Source organism: Actinoplanes sp. NPDC023936, assembly GCF_040639325.1.
Taxonomy (GTDB): domain Bacteria; phylum Actinomycetota; class Actinomycetes; order Mycobacteriales; family Micromonosporaceae; genus Actinoplanes.
Genome location: NZ_JBEZZR010000028.1, coordinates 62241 through 85567, shown reverse-complemented (window position 1 = coordinate 85567; position 23327 = coordinate 62241). Strand labels below are relative to the sequence as shown.

General features: G+C 70.2%; 22 protein-coding genes and 1 tRNA gene. 11 read left to right on the top strand and 12 right to left on the bottom strand.

Translation table 11 applies throughout. The annotated features are described in order from the left end of the window. Nucleotide 1: 1 nt before the first annotated feature. Nucleotides 2-1039 carry a dipeptide ABC transporter ATP-binding protein gene (locus AB0F72_RS29460; RefSeq protein WP_360437605.1) on the top strand — a complete coding sequence of 346 codons (1038 nt, stop codon included), beginning with the start codon at nucleotides 2-4 and terminating at the stop codon, nucleotides 1037-1039. Between the two features lie 37 nt (nucleotides 1040-1076). Here AB0F72_RS29460 and AB0F72_RS29455 read toward each other — a convergent pair whose 3' ends face one another. The 5 genes from AB0F72_RS29455 to AB0F72_RS29435 form a co-directional block, all read right to left on the bottom strand. Continuing rightward, nucleotides 1077-2609 carry a beta-N-acetylhexosaminidase gene (locus AB0F72_RS29455; RefSeq protein ID WP_360437602.1) on the bottom strand — a complete coding sequence of 511 codons (1533 nt, stop codon included), beginning with the start codon at nucleotides 2607-2609 and terminating at the stop codon, nucleotides 1077-1079. Nucleotides 2610-2645: 36 nt separating this feature from the next. Continuing rightward, entirely contained in the window at nucleotides 2646-3059 is a 414-nt protein-coding gene (locus AB0F72_RS29450) for a hypothetical protein (protein ID WP_360437711.1), read from the bottom strand. Then, nucleotides 2954-3598: an HNH endonuclease family protein gene (locus AB0F72_RS29445; RefSeq protein ID WP_360437599.1), complete on the bottom strand. Its 645-nt coding sequence runs from the start codon at nucleotides 3596-3598 to the stop codon at nucleotides 2954-2956. Before AB0F72_RS29445 ends, AB0F72_RS29450 begins: the two co-directional genes overlap by 106 nt. A 59-nt stretch (nucleotides 3599-3657) precedes the next feature. Continuing rightward, nucleotides 3658-5382, bottom strand: coding sequence for a 2-isopropylmalate synthase (gene leuA, locus AB0F72_RS29440; protein WP_360437596.1), 1725 nt, complete (start codon nucleotides 5380-5382; stop codon nucleotides 3658-3660). Between the two features lie 198 nt (nucleotides 5383-5580). Next, nucleotides 5581-6357, bottom strand: a complete 777-nt coding sequence (locus AB0F72_RS29435; protein WP_360437593.1) for a hypothetical protein — start codon at nucleotides 6355-6357, stop codon at nucleotides 5581-5583. 148 nt (nucleotides 6358-6505) lie between these two features. Here AB0F72_RS29435 and AB0F72_RS29430 point away from each other — a divergent pair, with 148 nt between their 5' ends. The 3 genes from AB0F72_RS29430 to cutA are packed head-to-tail and all read left to right on the top strand — an operon-like array spanning nucleotide 6506 to nucleotide 9167. Beyond that, the gene (locus AB0F72_RS29430) at nucleotides 6506-7771 is read left to right on the top strand and encodes an aspartate kinase (protein ID WP_014447941.1); all 1266 of its coding nucleotides are present in this window, start codon (nucleotides 6506-6508) and stop codon (nucleotides 7769-7771) included. An 8-nt stretch (nucleotides 7772-7779) separates the two neighbouring features. Further along, complete coding sequence (locus AB0F72_RS29425) at nucleotides 7780-8844, top strand: aspartate-semialdehyde dehydrogenase (RefSeq protein ID WP_360437589.1); 1065 nt, start codon at nucleotides 7780-7782, stop codon at nucleotides 8842-8844. Then, the gene (gene cutA, locus AB0F72_RS29420; RefSeq protein WP_360437586.1) at nucleotides 8841-9167 is read left to right on the top strand and encodes a divalent-cation tolerance protein CutA; all 327 of its coding nucleotides are present in this window, start codon (nucleotides 8841-8843) and stop codon (nucleotides 9165-9167) included. The genes AB0F72_RS29425 and cutA overlap by 4 nt, the downstream gene beginning before the upstream one ends. A gap of 58 nt (nucleotides 9168-9225) precedes the next feature. Here cutA and pyrE read toward each other — a convergent pair whose 3' ends face one another. Beyond that, entirely contained in the window at nucleotides 9226-9750 is a 525-nt protein-coding gene (gene pyrE, locus AB0F72_RS29415) for an orotate phosphoribosyltransferase (protein ID WP_360437583.1), read from the bottom strand. Nucleotides 9751-9888: 138 nt separating this feature from the next. Between pyrE and AB0F72_RS29410 the strand changes: the two genes are divergently transcribed. Continuing rightward, nucleotides 9889-10164 carry a hypothetical protein gene (locus AB0F72_RS29410; protein WP_360437580.1) on the top strand — a complete coding sequence of 92 codons (276 nt, stop codon included), beginning with the start codon at nucleotides 9889-9891 and terminating at the stop codon, nucleotides 10162-10164. A gap of 191 nt (nucleotides 10165-10355) precedes the next feature. Here the strand turns inward: AB0F72_RS29410 and AB0F72_RS29405 are convergent. Together AB0F72_RS29405 and AB0F72_RS29400 are read right to left on the bottom strand one after the other, a co-directional pair. Further along, nucleotides 10356-10432 (bottom strand) — tRNA-Pro (locus AB0F72_RS29405). Between the two features lie 73 nt (nucleotides 10433-10505). Continuing rightward, nucleotides 10506-11402, bottom strand: a complete 897-nt coding sequence (locus AB0F72_RS29400) for a metallophosphoesterase (protein ID WP_360437577.1) — start codon at nucleotides 11400-11402, stop codon at nucleotides 10506-10508. Nucleotides 11403-11427: 25 nt separating this feature from the next. Here AB0F72_RS29400 and AB0F72_RS29395 point away from each other — a divergent pair, with 25 nt between their 5' ends. After that, nucleotides 11428-11880: a GatB/YqeY domain-containing protein gene (locus tag AB0F72_RS29395; RefSeq protein WP_360437574.1), complete on the top strand. Its 453-nt coding sequence runs from the start codon at nucleotides 11428-11430 to the stop codon at nucleotides 11878-11880. 60 nt (nucleotides 11881-11940) lie between these two features. Here AB0F72_RS29395 and AB0F72_RS29390 read toward each other — a convergent pair whose 3' ends face one another. After that, complete coding sequence (locus AB0F72_RS29390; protein ID WP_360437571.1) at nucleotides 11941-14379, bottom strand: transglycosylase domain-containing protein; 2439 nt, start codon at nucleotides 14377-14379, stop codon at nucleotides 11941-11943. Between the two features lie 310 nt (nucleotides 14380-14689). Here AB0F72_RS29390 and AB0F72_RS29385 point away from each other — a divergent pair, with 310 nt between their 5' ends. Continuing rightward, nucleotides 14690-14989, top strand: a complete 300-nt coding sequence (locus AB0F72_RS29385; protein ID WP_014447932.1) for a WhiB family transcriptional regulator — start codon at nucleotides 14690-14692, stop codon at nucleotides 14987-14989. 24 nt (nucleotides 14990-15013) lie between these two features. On the opposite strand, the gene AB0F72_RS29380 is transcribed toward AB0F72_RS29385, so the two are convergent. The 3 genes from AB0F72_RS29380 to AB0F72_RS29370 all read right to left on the bottom strand — a co-directional run bounded on the left by AB0F72_RS29380 (nucleotide 15014) and on the right by AB0F72_RS29370 (nucleotide 18005). Beyond that, nucleotides 15014-16153: an ArsA family ATPase gene (locus tag AB0F72_RS29380; protein WP_360437708.1), complete on the bottom strand. Its 1140-nt coding sequence runs from the start codon at nucleotides 16151-16153 to the stop codon at nucleotides 15014-15016. A 69-nt stretch (nucleotides 16154-16222) separates the two neighbouring features. Further along, nucleotides 16223-17173, bottom strand: coding sequence for an ArsA-related P-loop ATPase (locus AB0F72_RS29375; RefSeq protein ID WP_360437567.1), 951 nt, complete (start codon nucleotides 17171-17173; stop codon nucleotides 16223-16225). A gap of 31 nt (nucleotides 17174-17204) precedes the next feature. Then, entirely contained in the window at nucleotides 17205-18005 is an 801-nt protein-coding gene (locus AB0F72_RS29370; protein WP_360437564.1) for a hypothetical protein, read from the bottom strand. Between the two features lie 128 nt (nucleotides 18006-18133). On the opposite strand from AB0F72_RS29370, the gene AB0F72_RS29365 reads away from it, so the two are divergent. From AB0F72_RS29365 to AB0F72_RS29350, 4 genes are all read left to right on the top strand, one after another. Next, on the top strand, nucleotides 18134-18289 hold the full coding sequence (locus AB0F72_RS29365) for a DUF4177 domain-containing protein (protein ID WP_014447928.1): 156 nt from the start codon (nucleotides 18134-18136) through the stop codon (nucleotides 18287-18289). Continuing rightward, nucleotides 18286-18777 (top strand): RidA family protein, encoded by a 492-nt coding sequence (locus tag AB0F72_RS29360; protein WP_360437560.1) that lies wholly within the window; start codon nucleotides 18286-18288, stop codon nucleotides 18775-18777. Before AB0F72_RS29365 ends, AB0F72_RS29360 begins: the two co-directional genes overlap by 4 nt. A 95-nt stretch (nucleotides 18778-18872) precedes the next feature. Next, a complete protein-coding gene (locus AB0F72_RS29355) occupies nucleotides 18873-19691 on the top strand; it encodes an MBL fold metallo-hydrolase (RefSeq protein ID WP_360437557.1) in 819 nt (272 codons plus the stop codon). Next, complete coding sequence (locus tag AB0F72_RS29350; RefSeq protein WP_360437554.1) at nucleotides 19688-23326, top strand: adenylate/guanylate cyclase domain-containing protein; 3639 nt, start codon at nucleotides 19688-19690, stop codon at nucleotides 23324-23326. The genes AB0F72_RS29355 and AB0F72_RS29350 overlap by 4 nt, the downstream gene beginning before the upstream one ends. Nucleotide 23327: the final 1 nt, after the last annotated feature.

Genomic DNA, 23327 nt, shown 5'->3' with positions numbered 1-23327 from the left:
GATGAGCGAGAACCTGCTCGAGGCGACCGGGGTGCAGAAGCACTTCCCGATCACAAAAGGGCTCTTCAAGCGCCAGGTCGGCGCCGTGCGCGCCGTCGACGGCATCGACCTGGAGGTTCGCTCCGGCGAGACGCTGGGTCTGGTCGGCGAGTCCGGCTGCGGCAAGTCGACGCTGGGCCGGCTCTTCACCCGGATCCTGGAGCCGACCGGCGGCAAGATCGTCTTCGAGGGTGAGGACATCACCCACAAGTCGGTGACGCAGATGCGGCCGCTCCGCCGGGACGTCCAGATGATCTTCCAGGACCCGTACTCGTCGCTGAACCCGCGGCACACGATCGGCTCGATCATCGCGGCGCCGCTGCAGATCCAGAACATCCCCACTCCGCAGGGCGTCAAGAAGGCCGTGCAGGAGCTCCTGGAACTGGTCGGCCTCAGCCCGGAGCACTACAACCGGTACCCGCACGAGTTCTCCGGCGGTCAGCGCCAGCGCATCGGCATCGCCCGGGCGCTCGCGCTGCGGCCGAAGCTGATCGTGGCGGACGAGCCGGTGTCGGCGCTCGACGTGTCGATCCAGGCCCAGGTCGTGAACCTGCTGGAAGACCTGCAGAACGAGTTCGACCTGACCTACGTCTTCATCGCGCACGACCTCTCGGTGGTCAGGCACATCTCCGATCGGGTCGCCGTGATGTACCTCGGCAAGGTCGTGGAGATCGCGGACCGGGACGATCTCTACAAGAACCCGCGTCACCCGTACACGGTGGCCCTGATGTCGGCGGTCCCGGTGCCCGACCCGGTCCGGCGTGATCGCGCGCAGCGCGAGCGCGTGCTGCTCACCGGCGACGTGCCGAGCCCGATCAACCCGCCGTCCGGCTGCCGGTTCCGCACCCGTTGCTGGAAGGCGCAGGACATCTGCGCGACCGAGGAGCCGCCGCTGGTCACCCGGCTCGACGACCCGGAGTCGCACCTCACCGCGTGCCACTTCCCGGTGGTGTCGGACGAGATCGTGGCGGGTCGCCGCCCGGCCGCTACGCCGGCCTGATCGACTTCTCCTCGCGTCTCACCTCGCCGCAGGTTCCCTAACTCCAGGGGATCTGCGGCGAGCTGTAGAACCGGACGCCCTGTCGCGTCCACCGTGGGCCGTAGGCGCCGAGCCGGGTCCGGAACGAGTCCCAGTCGCTTCGCGGCGACCAGCCGATCTCGGCGATCGCCACCAGCCGCGGAAAAGCCAGGAATTCGATGTCGTCGAGATCACGCAGGGTCTCCGACCAGAGCGGCGCTTCAACCCCGAAGACCCTTTCCTCCGGTACGGACCGAAGCAGCTTGCCGGGATTCCAGGAGTAGGCGTTGTCCACCTCGGTGGTGCCCGCCCAGTTGAGGCCGCCCGGAGTCAGCCTGTCGTACTGCATGTCCAGATAGGCGCGATCAGCCGGAGACATGATGACTTTTCCGGTCATCTTCGCCATCTTCGGGTCTTCATGCCAGTACTGGACGATGGCGTCCTGCGGGCTCGCGGCCGCGATCTCCTGCCAGCCGATCGCGGTTTTCCCGTATTTCCGGACCAGCGGCAGCACGCGCTTCTGGAACGTCACGTAATCCGCGTGCGGCGTGGAGTGCGCCTCGTCGCCGCCGATGTGCAGGTAGGGACCGGGCGTCATGGCGGCCAGCTCGCGGATCACGTCCTCGGCGAACCGGTAGGTGACCTCCTTGCCGGCGCAGAGCGAGCTGTAGCCCACCAACATGTCGGTCCGGGGTTTCGGCGCGACGCCGTCGCAGGTCAGCTCGGGGTAGGCGACCTGCGCCGCGTTCACGTGTCCGGGCATGTCGATCTCGGGGACTATCGTCACGTACCGCGCGGCGGCGTAGGCCACCAGATCGCGGTAGTCGCCCTTGGTGAGGAACCCGCCGCCCTCGCCGCCCACTCCGGTGCCGGGTGCGCCGCCGACGGCGGTCAGCCGGGGCCAGCTGTCGATCCGGATCCGCCAGCCCTGGTCGTCGGTGAGGTGCAGGTGCAGGTAGTTGATTTTGAAGCGGCTGATCTGATCGATGTACCGCTTGACCTCGTCCGGGGTGTGGAAATGGCGGGCCAGGTCGAGCATCGCGCCCCGGTAGGCGTACCGCGGGCGGTCGTCGATCCGCCCGCCCGGGATGACCCAGTCGGCTCGCTGGACCCGGTCCGACTCGACATCGGGCGGCAGGAGCTGGCGGAGGGTCTGCACGCCGTTGAAGAGCCCGGCCGGGGTGCCGGCGGTCAGATCGACGCGGTTCGCGGTGACGACCAGCCGATAGGCCTCGCCGGTCCCGCGGCCGGTGAGCCGCAGGTTGATCGCCCCAGCGGCCGGCTTCGTCGCGGTCGGCAGGGGAAAACCGGTGGCCGGGCGGAAGGCGGTGGCTAGCTGCTCGGCGATCGGCGTCGCGGCGCCGTCCGCGGTGATCACCGTGTCCGGGGTGAGCGTGAACGACGCCGCCGGGTCCGGGATCGCCCGGACCGGGGCCGGGAGGACGCTGGACAGCGAGACGGGCGGCGGAGGGGGTCCGGCGCTGGCGTCGGCCGACGTCACGACCAGCGGAAGCACGAGAACCGCTGAGACGGCCAGGTGGGTGACACGCACCCACCTAACTGTACAGAAGCTTTCCAATAGAAGCGATCATGGACGATGCAGCAGACCGACGGCGATCGCGTGGACGGCCTCCAGGTCGGCCGGGTCGGCGAGGGGCGCCTTGCCGCCGGTGACCGCGTACCACTCCTCGGCGTCCTTGTACTGCACGCGCAGCACCACGTCGCCGCCGGAGAGTTCGGTCCGCAGGGTGAGGTCACCGGTGACGACGCCGACCTCGTCGGTCATCACGCCGCCCGGACCGGGAACGATGTCCGTGGTCCGGTTCTGCCCGGTGGTCGGGCTCTGCTCTTTTGTCGGGCTCTGCTCTTTTGTCGGGCTCTGTTCGGGAGAAGCCATCAGCAGGTCTCCAGCATGTCGTTGAGCGCCACCTTCTCCTTCTCGGTGACGGTCAGCTTCCAGTAGCTCTTCACGGTTACCCAGTCCTGCGCGTACGTGCACCAGCTGTCCCGAGCCGGCGGCTTCCACGTCGACGGGTCCTGGTCGCCCTTCGACCGGTTCGAGCTCGCCGAGACCGCGATCAGCTGCGGGCGGTCCAGATCGTTGGCGAAGTCGCCGCGCTTGTCGTTGTCCCACTTCGAGGCGCCGGACCGCCAGGCGTTCGCGAGCGGAACCATGTGGTCGATGTCCACCTTGGTCGGCGAGTTCAGAACCTCATCGTCGTAGAGGCTGCGCCAGGTGCCGGCGACCACGTTGCAGCCGGAGCGCTTGACCTTCTCGCCGTCGCGCTCCAGAACCGAGTCGCGGACGTCGCAGTTCGAACCGGTGTCCCGCCAGTGGGGGAACTTCTCCCGGGTGTAACCCTTCATGCTGCCGGCCGCGGCGACGGTCAGTCCGTCCAGTTCGGCGTGGGTGTCGGTGGCGTCGGTCGGTGTGGACCCGCCGGTGGCGCCGGCGTCGACGACCTCGCACCCGGTGAGGGCGAGAGAGCCGGTGAGAGCGAGGGTGACGGTCAGAACCAGGGGGGCGTTGTAGCGTGGCACGACGCCAGCCTAAGTGCGAACCCCGCGTGCCGCCCGTCGGCGGCACGCGGGGGTGAATCTCAGCGTGCGCGGTTGATCGCGCTGGTCACTGCCTTGATCGACGCGCTCACGATGTTGGCGTCGATGCCGACGCCCCAGTAGGTCGCATCGCCGACCTGAACCTCCACATAGGCCGCGGCCTGCGCGTCGCCGCCCGAGGTCAGCGCGTGCTCCTGGTAGTCCAGCACCCGGGCGTTGATCCCCAGCGGCTCGACGGCCTGCACGAACGCGGCGATCGGGCCGTTGCCGACGCCGGCCAGCGGACGCCGTACGCCGCGGTGGAAGACCTCGACGTCGATCTCGACCTTGCCGTCGACGGTCGCGGTGCTGTAACTCTCCACGGTGAACGCCGAGGTGGCCTGGTGCTCCACCAGGTACTCGCCGGCGAAGATGTCCCACATCTGCTGCGGGCCGACCTCGCCGCCTGCGGCGTCGGTGTGGTGCTGCACCACGCCGGAGAACTCGATCTGCAGCCGGCGCGGCAGGTCCAGCTTGTGCTCTTCCTTCATGATGTACGCCACGCCGCCCTTGCCGGACTGCGAGTTGACCCGGATGACCGCCTCGTAGGTGCGGCCCACGTCCTTCGGGTCGATCGGCAGGTAGGGCACGCCCCACGTGAAGGAGTCGATCTCCACACCGGCCGCGTCGGCGTCGTCCTGCAGCGCGGCGAAGCCCTTCTTGATCGCGTCCTGGTGCGAGCCGGAGAACGCGGTGTAGACCAGGTCACCCGCGTACGGGTGCCGCTCGTGCACCGGCAGCTGGTTGCAGTACTCGACGGTCCGCTTGATCTCGTCGATGTTCGAGAAGTCCACCTGCGGGTCGATGCCCTGGGAGAACAGGTTCAGGCCCAGCGTCACCAGGTCGACGTTGCCGGTGCGCTCGCCGTTGCCGAACAGGCAGCCCTCGATCCGGTCCGCCCCGGCCAGCAGGCCCAGCTCGGCGGCGGCGACAGCGGTGCCCCGGTCGTTGTGCGGGTGCAGGCTCAGGATGACGCTGTCGCGCCGCGGCAGGTTGCGGTGCATCCACTCGATCGAGTCGGCGTAGACGTTCGGCGTCGCCATCTCGACGGTGGCCGGCAGGTTGATGATCAGCGGCCGGTCCGGGGTGGGGTCGATCACGTCGATGACGGCCGAGCAGATCTCCAGCGCGTAATCCAGCTCGGTGCCGGTGTACGACTCCGGCGAGTACTCGTAGAAGATCTCGGTGTCCGGCGTGTGGATCTCGGCGTACTTCTGGCAGAGCCGGGCGCCGGTCGTCGCGATGTCGGTGATGCCGTCCTTGTCCAGGCCGAACACCACGCGCCGCTGCAGCGTCGAGGTGGAGTTGTAGAAGTGCACGATGGCCCGCTTGGCGCCGCGGATCGACTCGAACGTCCGGTCGATCAGGTGCTCACGGCACTGCACCAGCACCTGGATCGTGACGTCGTCCGGGATCAGGTCCTGCTCGATCAGCTGGCGGACGAAGTCGAAGTCGGCCTGGCTGGCGGCCGGGAAGCCGACCTCGATCTCCTTGTAGCCCATCTTCACCTGCAGCATGAACATGCGCTTCTTGCGTTCCGGGGACATCGGGTCGATCAGCGCCTGATTGCCGTCCCGCAGGTCGACCGCGCACCAGCGGGGGGCGGTCTCGACCACGCGCGAGGGCCACTGCCGGTCGGTCAGCGGAACATCGAACTGCTTCTGGTACGCCTCGTAGCGCTGGACGGGCATGGCGCTGGGACGCTGGGTTTTGAAGGCATCGGACATGTGACTGCTCCAGTCAGGAAAGAAGACGAGCAGGCGGCGCGCGTCACCTCCGCGACGAGGTGCCGGCCTGGGATGGGGCCTCGTCGCGGCAGCGAAGGAGAAGGTTCACCTGCCACATGTCGTCACCGACGTTACGTGATCCGTTTCGAGGTGGCTAATGGAACGACCGGATCGTGGGAACCACGTGGTGGCCGCCGCTCAGCTCGGCGCGGGAACCGCCGACGGCACGACGACCGCTGACGGCGCGACCGCCGACGGCGCGACGACCGCGTCCATGCCCATCGGCGTGCCGGAGATCACCGGGCCGGGCAGCTGGACCGTGGCCGGCGCCGCGATCTGCTTGACCAGCTTCAGCACCCCGAAGTTGACCCGCGCCGCGGTGAGCAGCCCGTCCGGGGCGTAGCAGTAGATGCCGACGTCGACCGGCGCGTCCAGCCCGGCGGCGACCGAGTCGACCGAGAAGCAGGAGCCCTGCGCGCCGGCCAGCGGCTGGACCGCGGAGACCGCGAGCGCCTCGTGCCGATCGGTGAAGGCGGGCAGCCACTGCCGGAACAGGCGCTGCACCCGGGGGTCGTACCTGCCCGGCACCTTCTCGCCGTGGTCGGCGACCAGGACGCAGGTGGAGGTGACGCCGAGCGTGCACTGGTGCACGCCGGCGGCGGTGCGCACGATCGACACGTCGGTCGTGCCGCCCTGGGCGCCGCGCGGGATGTCGACCCGCCAGCTGCCGTCGTTCGCCACCATCGCGATGACGTTGCGGGGCTGGCTGTCGCCGACGTCCCAGGTGTAGAGCGCCGCGTACCGGCGGTCCAGAGCGAGCGCGGCCAGGCCGGCGAGGGCGTCGCTGGCGTCGGCGGCCGGCCCGGCCACGACCGAGGGCGCCGGTGAGCTGGGTGCCTGCTCCGGAGTGTCGCCGGAGCAGCCGGCGGTCAGGGCCAGCGCCAGCAGCGTGACGGTGAACGCGAAACGGCGCATCGGGTCATTCTGGCCGGGCCGGTCAACGTGCTGCTTCAGTGGGCTCCGGCGTGTCGCGCCCGGGTGGCCGGATTCTGGGATCGCCTGTCGAGCGGTCGTGGCCGCGCGGCTAGGGTGGGCAGGACTGAGCTGGAAGGAATGGTTTGCCGTGGCTCTAGTGGTGCAGAAATACGGTGGCTCCTCGGTGGCGACGGCCGAGCGCATCAAGCGCGTGGCCGAGCGCATCGTGGCCGCCCGCAAGGCGGGCGACGACGTCGTTGTCGTCGTCTCGGCGATGGGCGACACCACCGACGAGCTCGTGGACCTGGCGAACCAGGTCAGCCCGCTGCCGCCGGGCCGCGAGATGGACATGCTGCTCACCGCCGGCGAGCGGATCTCGATGGCGCTGCTCGCCATGGCGATCCACAACCTGGGGTACGAGGCTCGTTCCTACACCGGCTCCCAGGCCGGCGTGCTGACCACCTCGACGCACGGCAAGGCCCGGATCATCGACGTCACGCCGGGCCGGCTGCGCACCGCGCTCGACGAGGGCGCGATCGCCATCGTCGCCGGTTTCCAGGGCGTCTCGCAGGACACCAAGGACATCACCACGCTGGGCCGCGGTGGCTCGGACACCACGGCCGTCGCGCTGGCCGCGGCGCTGCACGCGGACGTGTGTGAGATCTACACCGACGTGGACGGCGTCTTCACCGCCGACCCCCGGATCGTGCCGAACGCCAAGCACATCAAGCAGATCACGTACGAGGAGATGCTCGAGCTTGCGGCGGGTGGGGCGAAGGTGCTGATGTTGCGATGCGTGGAGTACGCGCGCCGCTTCAAGGTGCCGATCCACGTACGCTCTTCGTACTCGAATAAAGAAGGCACGCTCGTCACCGGATCGATGGAGGACCCTGACGTGGAGCAAGCATTGATCACCGGGGTCGCGCACGAACGCAGCGAGGCCAAGATCACGATCGTCGGCGTCCCGGACGAGCCGGGCTCGGCCGGTCGCATCTTCGAGACGGTCGCCCAGGCCGAGATCAACATCGACATGATCGTGCAGAACATCTCCACCGAGGGCACCGGTCGCACGGACATCTCGTTCACCCTGCCGAAGGCGGACGGCCCGACCGCGATGACCGCCCTTGACAAGATCAAGGACCAGATCAAGTTCAAGAGCCTGCTCTTCGACGACCACGTGGGCAAGGTGTCGCTGATCGGCGCCGGCATGCGCTCGCACCCGGGCGTCGCGGCGGCCTTCTTCGCCTGCATCGGCGCGGCCGGCGTGAACATCGAGATGATCTCCACGTCGGAGATCCGGGTCTCGGTCGTCTGCCGCGACACCGACCTCGACACCGCGGTGCGTGCCGTCCACGACCAGTTCGATCTGGGTGGCAACGAGGAGGCCGTCGTCTACGCGGGCACCGGCCGGTAACCCGCGCGATGGCGCAGCCCACGCTCGCCGTCGTCGGAGCCACCGGCTCCGTCGGTTCCGTCATGCTCGAGCTGCTCTCGTCCCGGCGCAACGTCTGGGGCGAGATCCGGCTCATCGCTTCCGCCCGTTCCAGTGGCAAGGTGCTCACCTGCCGGGGCGAGGAGCTTGAAGTACGAGAACTGACCGCCGAAGCCTTCGACGGCGTCGACGTGGCGATGTTCGACGTTCCCGACGCCGTTTCGGTGCGGTGGGCGCCGATCGCGACCGCCCGTGGCGCCATCGTGGTCGACAACTCGTCCGCGTTCCGGATGGAACCGGACGTGCCGCTCGTGGTGCCCGAGGTGAACCGCGAGGTCCTGGGGTACCGCCCGCGCGGAATCGTGGCGAGCGCCAACTGCACCACCGCCGCGATGATCATGGCGGTGGCGCCGCTGCACTACGAGTTCGGCCTGCGTGAGCTGGTCCTGGCGTCGTACCAGTCGGCCTCCGGCGCCGGCCAGGACGGTGTGGACACCCTGCACGATCAGCTCACCAAGGTGGCCGGCGACAGGCTCCTCGGCTCCCGTCCCGGCAACGTGCGCCAGGCCGTCGGCGACGATCTCGGACCGTTCCCGGCACCGCTGGCGCTCAACGTGGTGCCGTGGTCCGGTGAGCTGGCCGCACTCGGCTGGTCCTCCGAGGAGCTGAAGCTCCGCAACGAATCCCGCAAGATCCTCGGCATGCCGGCGCTCAAGGTCTCGGCGACCTGCGTCCGGGTCCCGGTCGTGACCGGCCACTCGATCGCGGTGCACGCGGTCTTCGCCGCCGAGGTGACCGCCGACGCGGCCCGTCAGGTGCTGCGCAACGCGCCGGGTGTGATCGTGGTGGACGATCCGGAGGCGGGCGAGTTCCCGATGCCGATCGACGCGGTCGGCACCGATCCGTCCTGGGTGGGCCGGATCCGCCGGGCGATGGACGACCCGCGCGCCCTGTCGTTCTTCGTGACCGGGGACAACCGGCGCAAGGGCGCGGCGCTGAACACGGTCCAGATCGCCGAGCTGCTCGCTGCCGAGTTCGGGAAGAAGGACGCATGACCACGGACATCTGCGAGGTCGTGATCACGGCCGCCGATCCGGAGTGGCTGGCCGGGTTCACCCGCCGCCTGGTCGCCGACCGGCTGGCCGCCTGCGGTCAGCAGGTCGCAGCGATCCGCTCGATCTACCGCTGGGACGGCGAGGTGCAGGACGACCCGGAGGCCCGGGTGGCCCTGCACACTCGCGTGGATCTGGTGGACCGCATCATCGAGCGGGTCGGCGCCGAGCATCCGTATGACGTGCCCTGCGTGCTCGCGCTGCCGATCCTGGCGGCGAACCCGGCCTACGCCGACTGGGTCCGCCAGGAGACCGCTCAGAGCTAGGCGATCGCGTCAGCTAGGCGACCGCGTCGCGTCCAGCTTGGCGACCGCGTCGCGTCAGCTAGGCGACCGCGTCCAGGTCGGCGCGGGTCAGCAGCGCCCGCAGGGTGATCCCCTCGTCGGCGAGCGCCTGCGCGCCCCCCTCCTGCCGGTCGATCACGCATACCGCGTGGTCCACGTGCGCCCCGAGGCGCCGCAGGTCCTTCGTGGAGAGCACGACCTGTCCGCCGGAGGTCACCACGTCCTCGACGATCAGAACCCGCCGGCCGGCCACCTCGGCACCCTCGGCGAGCCGGGCGGTGCCGTACTTCTTGGCCTGCTTGCGGACGAACGCGGTGGGCAGCTTGGCGTGCCGGGCCAGGGCCGTGACGACCGCGATGCCGCCCATCTCCAGGCCGGCGAGGACCTCGGTGCCTTCCGGGATCAGCACTGCCAGCTGCTCGGCCAGCTTGTCGAGGAGCACCGGGTCGGCCTCGAACTGGTACTTGTCGAAGTATTCGGTAGCGGTGCGGCCGGAGCGCAGAGTGAATTCGCCGGTCAGCCGGCTCACAGTGCGAACCTGGCGGGCGAGGTCGGAGTCAGTCACAAGGTCCCAGCTTGTCACATGCCCCGGGACGCTTTTCCGTCACCCGTAGAGGTACTTGCTCCATGCAATACCGCAAAGTATGTCCGTTTGGGGTATTTTTCGCCTATTAAGTGGCTTGCGCCCCGGAAGGAAAGTTCTGTGACACCCTTCGCGATGCTCTTCCTGCTCGCCCTCGCCGGCTCCTCGTGCTTCGCGCTCGGCCGTGCCCTAGGCCGCGGCGAACGCTACGAGCGCGGCTACCGCGAGGGCTTCCGCGACGGCGAAACCGGCTCCCTGGCCCGCGCCACGAGGCTCATGCAGCTCGGCGACCGCCCCTCGGTGGCGCCCGCTGTCGAGCAGATGATCGGCCCCTACGCCGTACCCCAGCAGGTCGCGCCCCGCACGGTCGTCCCGCGGCCTCAGCTCGCTGTGTAGCACCGGCCCGTTCCAGGGTGTGGAGTTCGGGCGCGCTCGGCGCCGCGATTCCCCACGGAGGGGTGAGTCCGGCCGAGCGTGTGGAGTCGGGGTGCGATCCGCGCCTCAAATCCACACGCGGATGTGTTTGTGCCCCGGACAAGCGGAAGGCCCGGCTCCCCTGAGGGGACCGGGCCTTACCTGCAACTACGTGGTCGGGGTGGCGGGATTTGAACCCACGGCCTCTTCGTCCCGAACGAAGCGCGCTACCAAGCTGCGCCACACCCCGAGCTGCAGGAGAAATACTAGCCGACTGTCCCGGCTCCGCGAAAACGGGTACCCCTAATCCACGAAACCGCAGGTCAGCGCGATATCAAGGTGAGCAGGGTGGCCTCCGGGCGGCAGGCGAAGCGGATCGGGGCGGTCGGGTGGGTGCCCAGGCCGGCCGAGACGTGCAGCCAGGAGTCCGAGCCGGGCCAGCGGTGCAGGCCTTTCGCCATCGAGAGCGGGAGGTCGCAGTTGGTGGTGAGCGCGCCGACCAGCGGCACGCAGACCTGGCCGCCGTGGGTGTGCCCGGCCAGCAGCAGGTCGAAGCCGTCGGCGGCCATCGCGTCGAGGACCCGGGACGCCGGTGTGTGGGTGACGCCGAGGTGCAGGTCGACGCCGGGGCTGATCGGGCCGGCCACCGAGCCGTAGTCGTCCTGGCTGATGTGCGGATCGTCGACGCCGGCCAGCTCGATCGAGCGGCCGCCCGCTTTCAGCGTGGTGCGCGCGTTGTTCAGGTCGGCCCAGCCGGCGTCGGTGAGGGCGGCCCGCAGATCCTCGGTGGGCAGGTCGTTGCCCTGCACGTACTCCCGCTCGCCGGGCAGCACGTACCGCAGGGGGTTCTTGAAGATCGGGCCCTTGTAGTCGTTGGACCCGAAGACGAACGCGCCGGGCAGGTCGAGCAGCGGCTCCAGGGCACGCAGCACGCCGGGCACCGCGTGCGGCGACGAGAGGTTGTCCCCGGTGTTGATCACCAGGTCCGGGTCGGTGCCGATCAGCGCGGCCACCCAGTCCTGCTTGCGGCGCTGGTCGGGCATCATGTGCAGGTCCGAGATGTGCAGGATGCGCAGCGGTTCGGCATCCGGCTCCAGGACCGGCACGTCGAACCGGCGCAGGGCGAACGAGTTGCGCTCGATCAGGGAGGCATAGGCGAACGTCGCGCCACCCAGGGCGGTCAGTGCGGCGGCAGCGGTGATAAGGGGGCGCTTACGCATGACGGCAAGGGTAGTTTCTCCGTCCATGGGAACGCTGAAAGACCGCCTGAACGATGACCTGCACGCCGCCATGAAGTCCCGGGACGAGCTGACCACCTCCACGCTGCGGATGGCCCTGTCCGCCGTGCGCACCGCCGAGGTGGCCGGCGACGAGGCCCGTGAGCTCTCCGACGACGAGGTGCTGGCGGTGCTCACCAAGGAGGCGAAGAAGCGGCGTGAGGCCGCTACCGCGTTCTCCGGCGCGGGCCGGGCCGACCAGGCGGCGAAGGAGACCGCCGAGGGCGAGGTGCTGGACCGGTACCTGCCGAAGCAGCTGACCGACGAGGAGATCGCCTCGATCGTGACACAGGCGCTCACGGCCGGTGGCTTCAGCGGCAAGGCGCAGATGGGGCCGGCCATGAAGGCGGCTCAGGCCGCCGTTGCGGGCCGTGCGGAGGGTGGCCGGGTGGCAGCCGAGGTGCGGCGCCAGCTCGCCTGAGAGACCAAATGAAGCGGGCGGGAGATCATTTCGATCTCCCGCCCGCTTTCGTCCGGTCCGCTAGTTGCCGGGCCCGTTGTTGTTGCCCGGGCGCCCCGGCTCTTCGGACGCCTGGCCCTCCGGTGTCTCCGGCTTGTCCTGCTTGCCGTTGCTGATCTCCAGCACCACGACGCCGCCCTTGATCGTGCGGCCGGACGGGTTGGTGCCCGCCACGGTGCCGGCCGGGCACTTCGAGTCGACGGCCGAGCCGACCGAGACCGAGAAGCCCTGTCCCTCGAGCCGGTCACGAGCCGACCCGATCGAGTCACAGGTCACGTCCGCGATCGAGCGCTGGTCGCCGTACGCGATCTTGGTGCTGCTCGGCTTCTTGAACTGGACCTTGGGCTTGCCCTTCATGTAGTTCGCGACCGTGTACTGCACCGCCGGGTTGATGATCGGGTGCGACATGTGGTCCTTGTGGTCCGGGTAGTCCGGGTTGACCATGTAGCCCGCCACCACGATCGACGTGGTGCCGACGATCAGCGACGCGGTCTTGTCGGCGTCGGTGGTGCCGGACTTGCCGAACACCGGGTGACCGACGATGCCCTTGGTCGGACCGGCGGTCGCGCCGTTGCAGGCGCCCATCTGGGCCGAGTCGCCGACCGGGCAACGTGCCGCGTCGAGAGCGGCCCGGGCCACGTCCTTGGTGGTGGCCTGCATGCAGTGCGGCTTGCCGACGTCGAGCTTCTCGCCGTCCTTGGTGGTGATCTGCTCGACCGGGGTGGGCTGGCAGTACTTGCCGTCACCGGCGAGCGTGGCGTACGCGTTCGCCATGTCCAGCGGCGTGGACGCTGTCACGCCGAGGGAGAAGGCGCCCCACTGCTCGACGCCGCCCTCCTTGGTGGTCATGTAGGCGTCGTTCGGCTCGCGGAACTGCACGCCGAAGCGCTTGGCGACGGCGACCACCTTGTCGGTGCCGATCCGTTCCTGGAGCGGGATGAAGTACGTGTTGATCGACTTAGCGAAGGCGGACCACATCGTGTAGACCCCGCCGCCGCCACCACCCGAGTTCTTCGGGCAGTAGAAGTGCGTGCCGGGACAGGCGGCCGACGAGCCGCGTTGAACGATGTAGCCGGACTTGTACTGCTTCTCGGCCTTGATCGTCGTGCCCAGCGGAAGGCCCGACTCCAGCGCCGCGATGATCGGGAAGATCTTGAACACCGAGCCGGCCTGGTAACCGGTGATGTCGCCGCCACCGGTCATCAGCGGGTTGGTGGTGTTCGGGTACGTGCCGCGGATGCCCTTGGCGGCCTTCTTCGGGTCCGAGGAGATCTTGTTCTGCGGGTCCGACGGGTCGTCGAGCTTGTACTTCCGGTTCGTCGCGAGCAGCCGCACCTTGCCGGTGCCGGGCTGGATGCCGGCCAGCAGCAGCGCGTTCTTGTTGCTGTCCGTCTGCCGCTCGGTGATCTCCCGGCGCGCTCCGGCCTGGCCCTTGAGGTCCAGCGTGGTGACGACCCGGTAGCCACCGCTCTTCAGGCGACGCTCCCGGTCGTACTCGGTCGCGCCGAAGGCCTCCTGGCCCAGCCACCAGCGGTAGAAGTAGTCGCAGAAGAAGCCCCAGTTGTTCTTCGCCACCCAGGCGCAGCCGTTGCCGACCGAGCGGACCTTGGTGGGGATCTTCTCCTTCTTCGCCTTGTCGGCGTCCGCCTGCGTGATCGACCCCTGCGTGACCATGGCGGGGATGATGTAGTTGTCGCGGCGGTCGGTGATCTGCTCGTGTCCCGACGGGGTGGTCGGGTTGAAGCTGGTCGGGGCCTTCACCATGCCGGCGAGCATCGCGGACTCGGCGATCGACAGGTCCTTCGGCTTCTTGTTGAAGTAGACCTGGCTCGCGGCGAAGACGCCGTACGCCTGGTTGCCGAAGGGCGCGATGTTCAGGTAACGCTCGAGGATCTGCTCCTTCGTGAGCTGCTTCTCGACCTGCAGCGCGTACTTCATCTCGGTGACCTTGCGCTTCGGGCTGTCCTTCGTCGCGTCGATCACCTCCTGCGGGTTGGTCGCCGAGTAGGCCAGCGACATCCGCACGTACTGCATGGTGAGAGTCGAGGCGCCCTGCTGGGCGCCGCCTTGGCTGTTGCCCACGAATGCCCGGGCGACGCCCTTGAGGTCGACGCCGTTGTGCTCGTAGAACTTCCGGTCCTCGGCAGCGAGGATCGCGTTCTGCATGTTCTTGGAGATGTCCTTCAGCGGAACGTCGCTGCGGAACTCGTCGTAGAACTGCGAGATCTGGGTGCGCCCGTCGGACGCGTAGATCCGGGTGATCTGCGGTGAACTGAAGTCCTTGAGCTCACTGGGCAGGTCCGCGAACGTCTGACCGCCGGCTTTCGCGGCCAGACCGGTCATCGCCGCGGCGGGGAAAGCAGCGGCGGCCACGACCACGCCGGCCAGCAGGCCGCATATCAAAAGCGAGGTCGCGTTCGTGAAGATGTTGTGATCGCGTCTGCGAAGCCAGGAGGTCACCCGAGCAGGGTACGCGAACAGTGCACGCGACCGCCTGGCGAGAAGGTCCTCCTCGCCCGATATGAGTGTGGCCTGTCACTCCGCCTAGCGGAGTGTTTTTCGGCTTCTGCACCAAAGATACCCCCGTTCGGTCACCCTGGCCTGGCCGCTTTGCCCGGAACTACCGGGCTATACGTATTTGAGGGACAACGTTGCGTAATCGCCCAACTACGGAGCATGATGGTCCGGCGAGACATCGCACAGGGCGTCCGCGTGGCATGGGGGACATGGTCCGCGGACGTCGGGGGGAAACAAGGGGGGACGTTTACCGATGGGGATGATCAGCGACTGGCCCAGCATGGCGGCGTGTCAGAGTGGCGACCCTGACGCGCTGTTCGTGCAGGGCGCTGAGCAGAACGTGGCGAAGAGGATCTGCCGCAGCTGCCCGGTCCGCTACGAGTGCCTCGCCGACGCCCTGGACAACCGCATCGAGTTCGGCGTCTGGGGAGGCATGACGGAACGCGAGCGGCGGGCGCTCCTGCGCCGCCACCCGCATGTGGCGAGCTGGCGGAAGACGTTCGAGGCCGCGCTGCGGGAGAAGGGCGCCGACAAGGTGCTCGTCTCCAGCTGATCCCACGAGTGCCGCCCGGGGGGATCAAGCAGCCGGTCCCGCGAGCAGCGCTCCGATCGTTCGCAGCCCGTCGACGTCGTGAACGTCGGCGGGCTGCGCCGCGACAGCCGTCGTCGGCACGGCCGGGAAGGCGTCGGTGAACGTCGCGGCCACCCGCACCTCCCGCTCGGTCTGCCGCAGCAGACCCGCGTGGATACGCAGCACGTCGGCGGTGACCGGCTGATCGCCGGCGGCGTCCAGCTCCGCCGCGGCGGCCTCGCTCTGCTCGGCTGTCAGGCCGGCCGGCTCGGTCTGGTGCATCCGGTTCAGCACCAGGCCGCTCAGCGGCATCCGCTCGGCCACCAGCCGCTCCGCGAAGTACGCCGCCTCCCGGACCGCGTCCCGCTCGGGCGCCGCGACCAGCAGGAACGCCGTCTGCGGGTCCTGCAGAATGCGATAGGTCTGGTCGGCGCGGGCCCGGAAGCCGCCGAACATCGAGTCCAGCGCCGCGACGAAACCGGAGAGATCGGTCAGCAGCTGCGCGCCGAGGATTTTCTGGACCGCGCGGGAGAAGAGCCCGAACGACGCGGTGACCAGGCTGAACATGCTCCGGCCTCCGGTCCGCGCGGGCGCCAGCAGCATCCGCAGCATCCGTCCGTCGAGGAAGCGGGAGAGCCGGGCCGGGGCGTCCAGGAAGTCGAGCGCCGACCGCGACGGCGGGGTGTCCACCACGATCAGGTCCCACTCGTCGGTGGCCCGTAGCTGGCCCAGTTTCTCCATCGCCATGTATTCCTGCGTGCCGGAGAAGGTCGAGCTCATCGCCTGGTAGAAGGGGTTCGCGAAGATCTCCGCGGCGCGCTCCGGCTTGGTGTGCTGCTCCACCACCTCGTCGAAGGTGCGCTTCATGTCGAGCATCATGGCGTGCAGCTCACCGCCGCCCGCCACGTCGATGCCTTTCACCTGGCGGGGGGTGTTGTCCAGCTCGGTGAGACCCATCGACTGCGCGAGCCGGCGGGCCGGGTCGATGGTGAGCACCACCGTCTTGCGCCCGTGCACCTCGGCCGCGCGCAGGCCGAGCGCCGCGGCGGTGGTGGTCTTGCCGACGCCGCCGGCGCCACAGCACACCACGATGCGGACAGCCGGATCGGCGAGCAGGCCGTCGACGTCGAGTCGTGGAGCGGTCAAATCAGCCACCGCTCCAGCGTAATGCGTCGTGATCGGACCAAGACCTGCCTTGGGGCGGTCGGATGGCTGTCAAGCCCGGAGGAGCCGCCCGGCCAGATCCTGCAGGCCGGCCAGGTCGACCCCGTCCGGCAGCTGCGGCAGCTCCAGCATCGGGCGGCCCAGCTCGGTCAGTTCGAGGCGGAGCGACTCCTCCAGCTCACGCCGGGTCAGGTGGGCCTGGGCCTCGGCGGTGAGTTGGCTCACCGTGCCCGCCGAGGTGGGCAGACCGGCCGCCGTCAGCCCCCGTTTCACCTCTGCCTTGGTCACCTTGCCGGCCGGCAGCAGCGCCGGGCGGGCGCCGTTCACGATGATCCGGCCGACCGGGATGTGCAGGGCGGTCAGCTCGCCGATCGCGTCCAGGCTCTCCTGGACCGGCATCTCCTCGAGGAGCGTCACCACGTGCACCGCGGTCATCGGCGAGCGCAGCAGCGAGGCGACGCCGTCGCTCTGCGTCTTGATCGGACCGACCTTGGCGAGGCGCGCGGTCTCCGCCGTGACGTTCAGGAACCGGCCGACCCGGCCGGTCGGCGGCGCGTCCAGGACCACCGCGTCGTAGACCCGGCGGCCGTTCTCGGCCCGGGTGGTGGCCTCTTTCACCTTGCCGGTGAGCAGCACGTCCCGCAGACCGGGCGCGATCGTGGTGGCGAAGTCGATGGCGCCGACCTTGCGCAGCGCCCGGCCGGCCGCGCCCAGCTTGTAGAACATGTCCAGGTACTCGAGGAGGGCCTCCTCGGGGTCCACGGCCAGGGCGCGGACCTCGCCGCCGCCGCTGGTGGTGGCGATCCGCTTCTCCTGGTACGGCAGCGGGTCCAGGCCGAACAGCTGCGCGATGCCCTGCCGGCCCTCCACCTCGACCAGCAGCGTGCGCCGCCCGCCGGCGGCCAGGCCCAGCGCGAGAGCGGCAGCCACACTGGTCTTCCCGGTGCCGCCCTTGCCGGTCACCACGTGCAGTCGCTCCGGCCAGTTGCGGTGTTCGCCCATGCATCTAAGTTACGGCCAACCTCTCCACCGGCTAGCCGGAGACTTCGCAGACCAGCCAACCGGCCTTACGGACGACGGTGAACTCCAGGTCCTGCGCGGCGGACTTCTCGTCCTGCGTCGACACCACCACCCGTACCGCGACGGTGGCCTGCTCCTCGGTGGTGCTGGAGACCGCCGGATCGTCCCAGCGGAACACCGCGCCGGAGTAGCCGTCGGCATACGCGCTGATCTGGTCCACCCGCTCGGCGAGCTTCTGGTCGTCGCGGGACTTGCGGCACACCAGGTTCTCGGCGGCGTTCGCGTCCTGTTGCGTGTAGACGGCGGTCAGGAACCGGTTGACAGCGGTCGCCGGGTCCGGTGAGCCGGGGTTGTCGGCGTCCCGGAACAGGAAGTACGCGGAGACCGCCCCGCCGGCGCAGAGCACCAGCGTGGCCGCGAACGCCGACACCAGGAACACTGTCGACCGCCGGCTCCGGTCCGGCCGGATCGAGGACTGCCCGGCCGACATGCCCACCCAGATCGGCTCCGGCGGCGCCGAGTGCTCGAACGCCAGGTGCTGCGGTGGAGTGTGCTGCCACTCGCCGGGCTTCTCGTGCCGGGCGTGCCAGGGGCCGGGCACGCTGGAGATCACCTGGGTGGGATGCTCCCCGGCCGGGTCGTCCGCGCGGTGCGCCCCGATCGGCGGTGGCGCGCTCCCGGCAACCGGTAGCGCGTAGGTGGTCACGTGTGGCGGCTCGGGCACCGGAATGGGATTCGGCGGCGGAATCGGCTGCGGTGGTTCCGGGTCGGGCGAGGGTGGCGGCTCCGGATGCCCGCCGGGATCCTGAGTCATCTCACCCTCCGCAGTCACATAGTCGCAATACGTGCTGATCAGCCTAGCCAACCAGCCCTCGGCCGGGGTCCTAAGCTGTGCCGGTATCCGACCCATAGGGATCCAACTGATAGGGGAGAAACCAAGTCATGCAGAAGTGGGAGTACGTGACAGTGCCCCTGCTGGTACACGCGACCAAGCAGATCCTCGACAACTGGGGCGAGGACGGCTGGGAGCTCGTCCAGGTCGTGCCCGGTCCCAACCCTGAGCAACTGGTGGCTTACCTGAAGCGGCCGAAGGCATGACGGGCCCGGCTCCGGTCGCCGGTGAGGGCGCCGTCGACGCGTACGCGAAGCTCGCCGAGCTCGGACTGACCCTGCCGACCGTGGTGCCGCCGCTGGCGTCCTACGTCCCGGCCGTGCAGTCCGGCAACTACGTCTACGTCTCCGGTCAGCTTCCGCTGGTCGACGGCAAGCTGCCGAAGGCCGGCAAGGTCGGCGCCGAGGTGAGCCCCGAGGAGGCCGCCGAACTGGCGCAGATCTGCGGGCTCAACGCGCTCGCCGCGATCGAGTCGCTGGTCGGGCTCGGCCGGATCGTGAAGATCGTCAAGGTGACCGGATTCGTCGCGTCGGCCCCCGGCTTCACCGGACAGCCGGTCGTCATCAACGGCGCATCGAACCTCTTCGGCGAGGTCCTGGGCGAGCAGGGCCGGCACGCGCGCAGCGCGGTCGGCGTGTCCGAGCTGCCGCTGAACGCCCCCGTCGAGGTCGAAGTGATCGCCGAAGTGGCGTGATCTTCGGGTGATTCGGCCCCTTTTGGTCACCCAAGGTGACCGGAACGGACATCGTGTCTCGGCTACCGCCCCACCTCCGACGTACGATTCGGGTCATGGGGGGTGCTGAGCCCGAGTCGACGCAGGTCGACCGGTTACCGGGTTGGGTGACGTTGCTGCGAGCACCCAACCCGGGGCCGATGACGCTGGACGGCACCAACACCTGGATTCTCCGCGCGCCCGGCGCCGATTTCGCCACCGTGATCGACCCGGGGCCGCTGGACGAGGGTCACCTGCGGCGGATCGCCGATCACGGCCCATTCCAGTTCATTCTCGTCACGCACGGTCATCATGACCACGTCGAGGGCGCCGACCGTCTCTCCGAGCTGCTCGGCGGCACCGCCGTGCTGGCCGCCGACCCGGCGCACTGCCGGCACGGTGAGCCCTTGGACCCACGCGAGCATCTCGGTGGGAACGGGCTGGAAATACAGGTCCTGGACACTCCGGGGCACACCAGCGATTCGGTGTGTTTTCTCGTCGAGTGCGAGGGCGAGCGCGTGATCTTCACCGGTGACACGATCCTGGGCCGCGGGACCACCGTGGTGGCCCGGCCCGACGGCGACCTGAGCTCCTATCTGTCGAGCCTGGAGCTGCTCAGGACGTACCCGGAGGTGTTGATGCTGCCCGGTCACGGACCGGCCCGCAGCGACACCGCCGAGCGTGCCTCCTTCTACCTGGACCACCGCCGGGAGCGACTGGCGCAGGTGGCGGCCGCCATGGCGGCCGGAGCGGAAACCCCGGCCGCGGTGGTCGACATGGTGTACCCGGACATCGATCCGGCGGTGCGGTTCGCGGCCGAGTGGTCGGCGGGCGCGCAAATCGATCACCTGCGCCGGGAATCCGGCACCGGGCCGAACCGGTTGGATCGGCCGTGACCTGCCCCGTCTGCGGAACCGTCGCCGTCTCCGGCGCGCGCTTCTGCCACCACTGCGGCGCCGCCCTGCCCGGCGCGGCGTCATTCGACGCGGCCACGCTGCCGGCCGCCGAGCGCCGCATCGTGACGGTGCTCTTCGGCGACCTCTCCGACTTCACCTCCTGGTCGGAGGACCTGGACCCGGAGCGGGTCGGCGCGGTCACCGACCGGGTGCTGGCCGCGCTCGCCGGCGCGGTGAAAACGTTCGGCGGGCACGTGGACAAGCTGACCGGCGACGGGATCATGGCGGTCTTCGGCGCGCCGGTGGCCCACGAGGACGACGGTGAGCGGGCCGTCCGCGCCGCCCTGAGCATGCAGCGCGCGGTCCGCCGGGTGCTCGACGACGAGCGTGGCGGCGGCGCGCCGCTCGGCCTGCGCGTCGGACTCAACACCGGCGAGGTGGTCGCCGGCATGCAGGCCGGCATCGAATACACCGTCATCGGCGACACGGTGAACACCGCGGCCCGGCTGGCCGACGCCGCCGCGGTCGGCGCGGTCTACGCCGGCGAGCGGACCAGCGGCGGCACCCGGCACGTGGCCTCCTGGCGGCAGTTGCGCCCGCTGCGGCTCAAGGGCAAGCGGGAGCCGGTGCCGACGTACGAGCTGCTGGGTCTGCACGACGCGCCCGGCACCCGGTCCGGCCTCGGCGACGAGGCGCCGTTCGTGGGCCGGGAGACCGAGCTGGGCCGGGTCTCCGGCCGGCTCGCCGAGGCGATCGACTCCGGCACCCCGCGGATCATGGTGATGACCGCGGAGGCCGGCATCGGCAAGTCCCGGTTCGCCGGTGAGGTGAAACGGCTCGCCGCCGGCTACGAGGTGGGCTCCGGGCCGTACTCCGGGCACGGCGCCCGGGTGTTGCGGGTGCGCTGCCGCGCGTTCGGCGAGCGCCGCCGCTTCGCGCCACTGGCCGACCTGGTCCGCAAGGCCGCCGGTCTGCCCAAGGACGTCACCGCCACGGTCGGCCGCACGGTCGTCGAGGAACGCCTGCGCAAGCTGGCGAGCCGATTCGGTACGCAGTTCGACACCGACCGCCTGCTGGTGCTGCTCGGCTACGGCGAGTCGAAGTCGAACCCGGGCGGCCCGATCGCGCCCGCCGACTGGCCGCCCAGCGCGAAACGGGTCGACGCCGAGGCCATCTCCAACGCGGTCGCCGGCCTGCTGAACGCGCTCGCCGCCGAGGCGCCGCTGGTGGTCATCGTCGACGACCTGCACGACGCCACCGCCACCACCATCGACGCGCTCGGCGGGACGCTCTCCCAGCTGGACGGGCCGGTCGTCGTGCTGCTGCTGGGCCGGCCCGAGCTGGTCCGCACGGCCGGGGTGATGACCCGGCTCGCCGACGCCGAGGTGCACACCCTGCCCCCGCTGCGCGGTGCGGACGCCTCCCGGCTGCTCACGTCGTACCTGAACGGGGGCAAGCTGCCGCAGGCGGACAACGACCGGCTGCTCGCCACCGCGCAGGGCAACCCGTTCTACCTGGCCGAGATGGTCACCCTGCTGATGGAGAAAGGCGCGCTCACCCCGGCGGTCGGCGCCAACGCGGCCGGCCGCTGGCAGCTCACCGCCGGCTCGCTCGACAGTCAGCTGCTCTCCCGGGATCTGGCCGCCGTGCTGGCGGCCCGCATCGACGCGCTCTCCCCTGAGCCGCGGGCGGTGCTGCGGGACGCGTCGGTGGCCGGCACCACCGTGCCGAGCGGCGTGCTGGAGGCGCTGCAGGAACGCCGGGCGGCGGAGTCGCGGCCCGGTGCGGTGTCCTCGGTCGAGCTCGAGCGGACCATCGACGAGCTGTTGCAACGCCGCATGCTGCACCGGTCACGCGGCGGCTACCAGTTCACCACCCCGCTGATGCGGGAGGCGGCGTACGCCGGGATCGGCAAGGCGGACCTCGCGGAACGGCACGCGTACCTGGCGACCTGGGCGGCGCCGGAGGCGGTGCGGCGGCCCGGCCACGACGGCGCGGTCCGGCTGAACCTGACCGAGAACGAGCGGGACGCGTTCATCGCGACCCACGCCGAGTGCGCGGTCGAGCTGGCCAACCAGGTGCGGCTGCGCCCGGACGCGACGGCCCGTGAGGTGGCGCCGCTCGGTGTCGCCGCGCTCGGCCGGATGGCCCGCCGGGCGCTGGCCAACATCGAGCCCGCCGCCGCGATCGAGTACACGGAACGTGCCACCGCCCTCACCAGCAACAACAGCCTTCCCCTGCCGGACCGGCTGGTGCACGCCCGCGCGCTGCTGCGCCTGGGCCGCGCCGACGAGGCCCTCGCCGCCGGCGAGAAGATCACGAAGGCGTCGGCCGAGGACCCGCTGTGCCGGGCCGAGGCCCTGATCCTGGTCGGCCGGGCGTACGAGGCGCTCGGCGACACCGGTCAGTCCGTGGCGGCCTGGCAGGAGGCGCTCGAAGTGGCGACCGAGGCGCAGCTGCTGCCCGAGCGGGCGAACGCGATGCGCCGCCTCGGCATGGCCGACTTCCTGGCCGGCAAGCTGAGCCAGGCGAGCAGCCGGTTCGCCGCCGCGTACCAGGTCACGCTCGCGGCCGGGGACCGGCACGGGCAGGCCTGGGCGCTGCAGAACCTCGCCTGGGTGACCACCACCCGGGGCGACTTCGCCGGCACCGACGCGGTGCTCGGCCGGGCCGCACGGCTCTTCGCCGAACTCGGCGACCAGGTGGGCCGGGCCTGGCTGCGGGGCACCACGGCGTTCGCCCGGCTGCTGGCCGGCCGGCTGCAGGAGGCGCGCCGGCTCGCCCGGATCTTCCTGCCGTTCGGCGACCGGGTCGGTGAGGGCTGGGCGGTCGGCACGCTGCGCGTCGTGGAGGCGTACGCGGCTGCCGAGCTCGGTGACCTGGGCGCCGCCGACGGGCAGGCCAGGCGGGCGTACCGGGAGTTCAACGAGGTCTCCGACGACTGGGGCCGAGGGCTCGCCATGGTGGTCCGGGGCGCGATCGCGCGCGGGCTGGGCGAGCTCGACCACGCGCAGGACCTGCTGAGCGACGCGCTGATCTACGCCGACCGCACCGGGCACCCGCTGCTGCTCGGGATGGCCGGCACGCTGCACGGCTTCGTCGCGTTGCAGCGCGGGGACCTGGCGACAGCGGAAGCCGACGCGCAACGGGTGATGGTGGCCGTGGAGCCGCACAACCCGCTCGCCCCGGCTCAGGTCGGTCCGCGGGTGCTGCTGGCCGAGGCGCGTACCCGGGCAGGGGATGCGCGTACCGCGATCGGGCTGCTGGCGCCGATCGCGAGTGACACCTCGACGCCGTCGCTGCTCTTCTCGCGGCGGCACGCGCTTGCGGCGTACGCGTCGGCCCTGCTCGCCGAGGGCCGGGTGGAGTCCGCGATGACCTGGATCGAGCGGGCTCGTGAGGTGCCGGCCGAGGACGTGCGCAGTGGCGTGCTCGCCGCGATGGTGCGCGCCCGGGTGCTGGCGGCGGCCGAGCGCTTCGACGAGGCGCGCGCGTCGGCCGACGAGGCGGTGCGGCTCGCCTACTCCACCGAGCAGGTCAGTGAGCGTTCCGCGGCCGAGGAACTGCGCGACACACTGGCGCTCGCGGGCGTCGAACCGGAAACTGTCGCGTACGCGTCTGACGTGCCGGGATGAT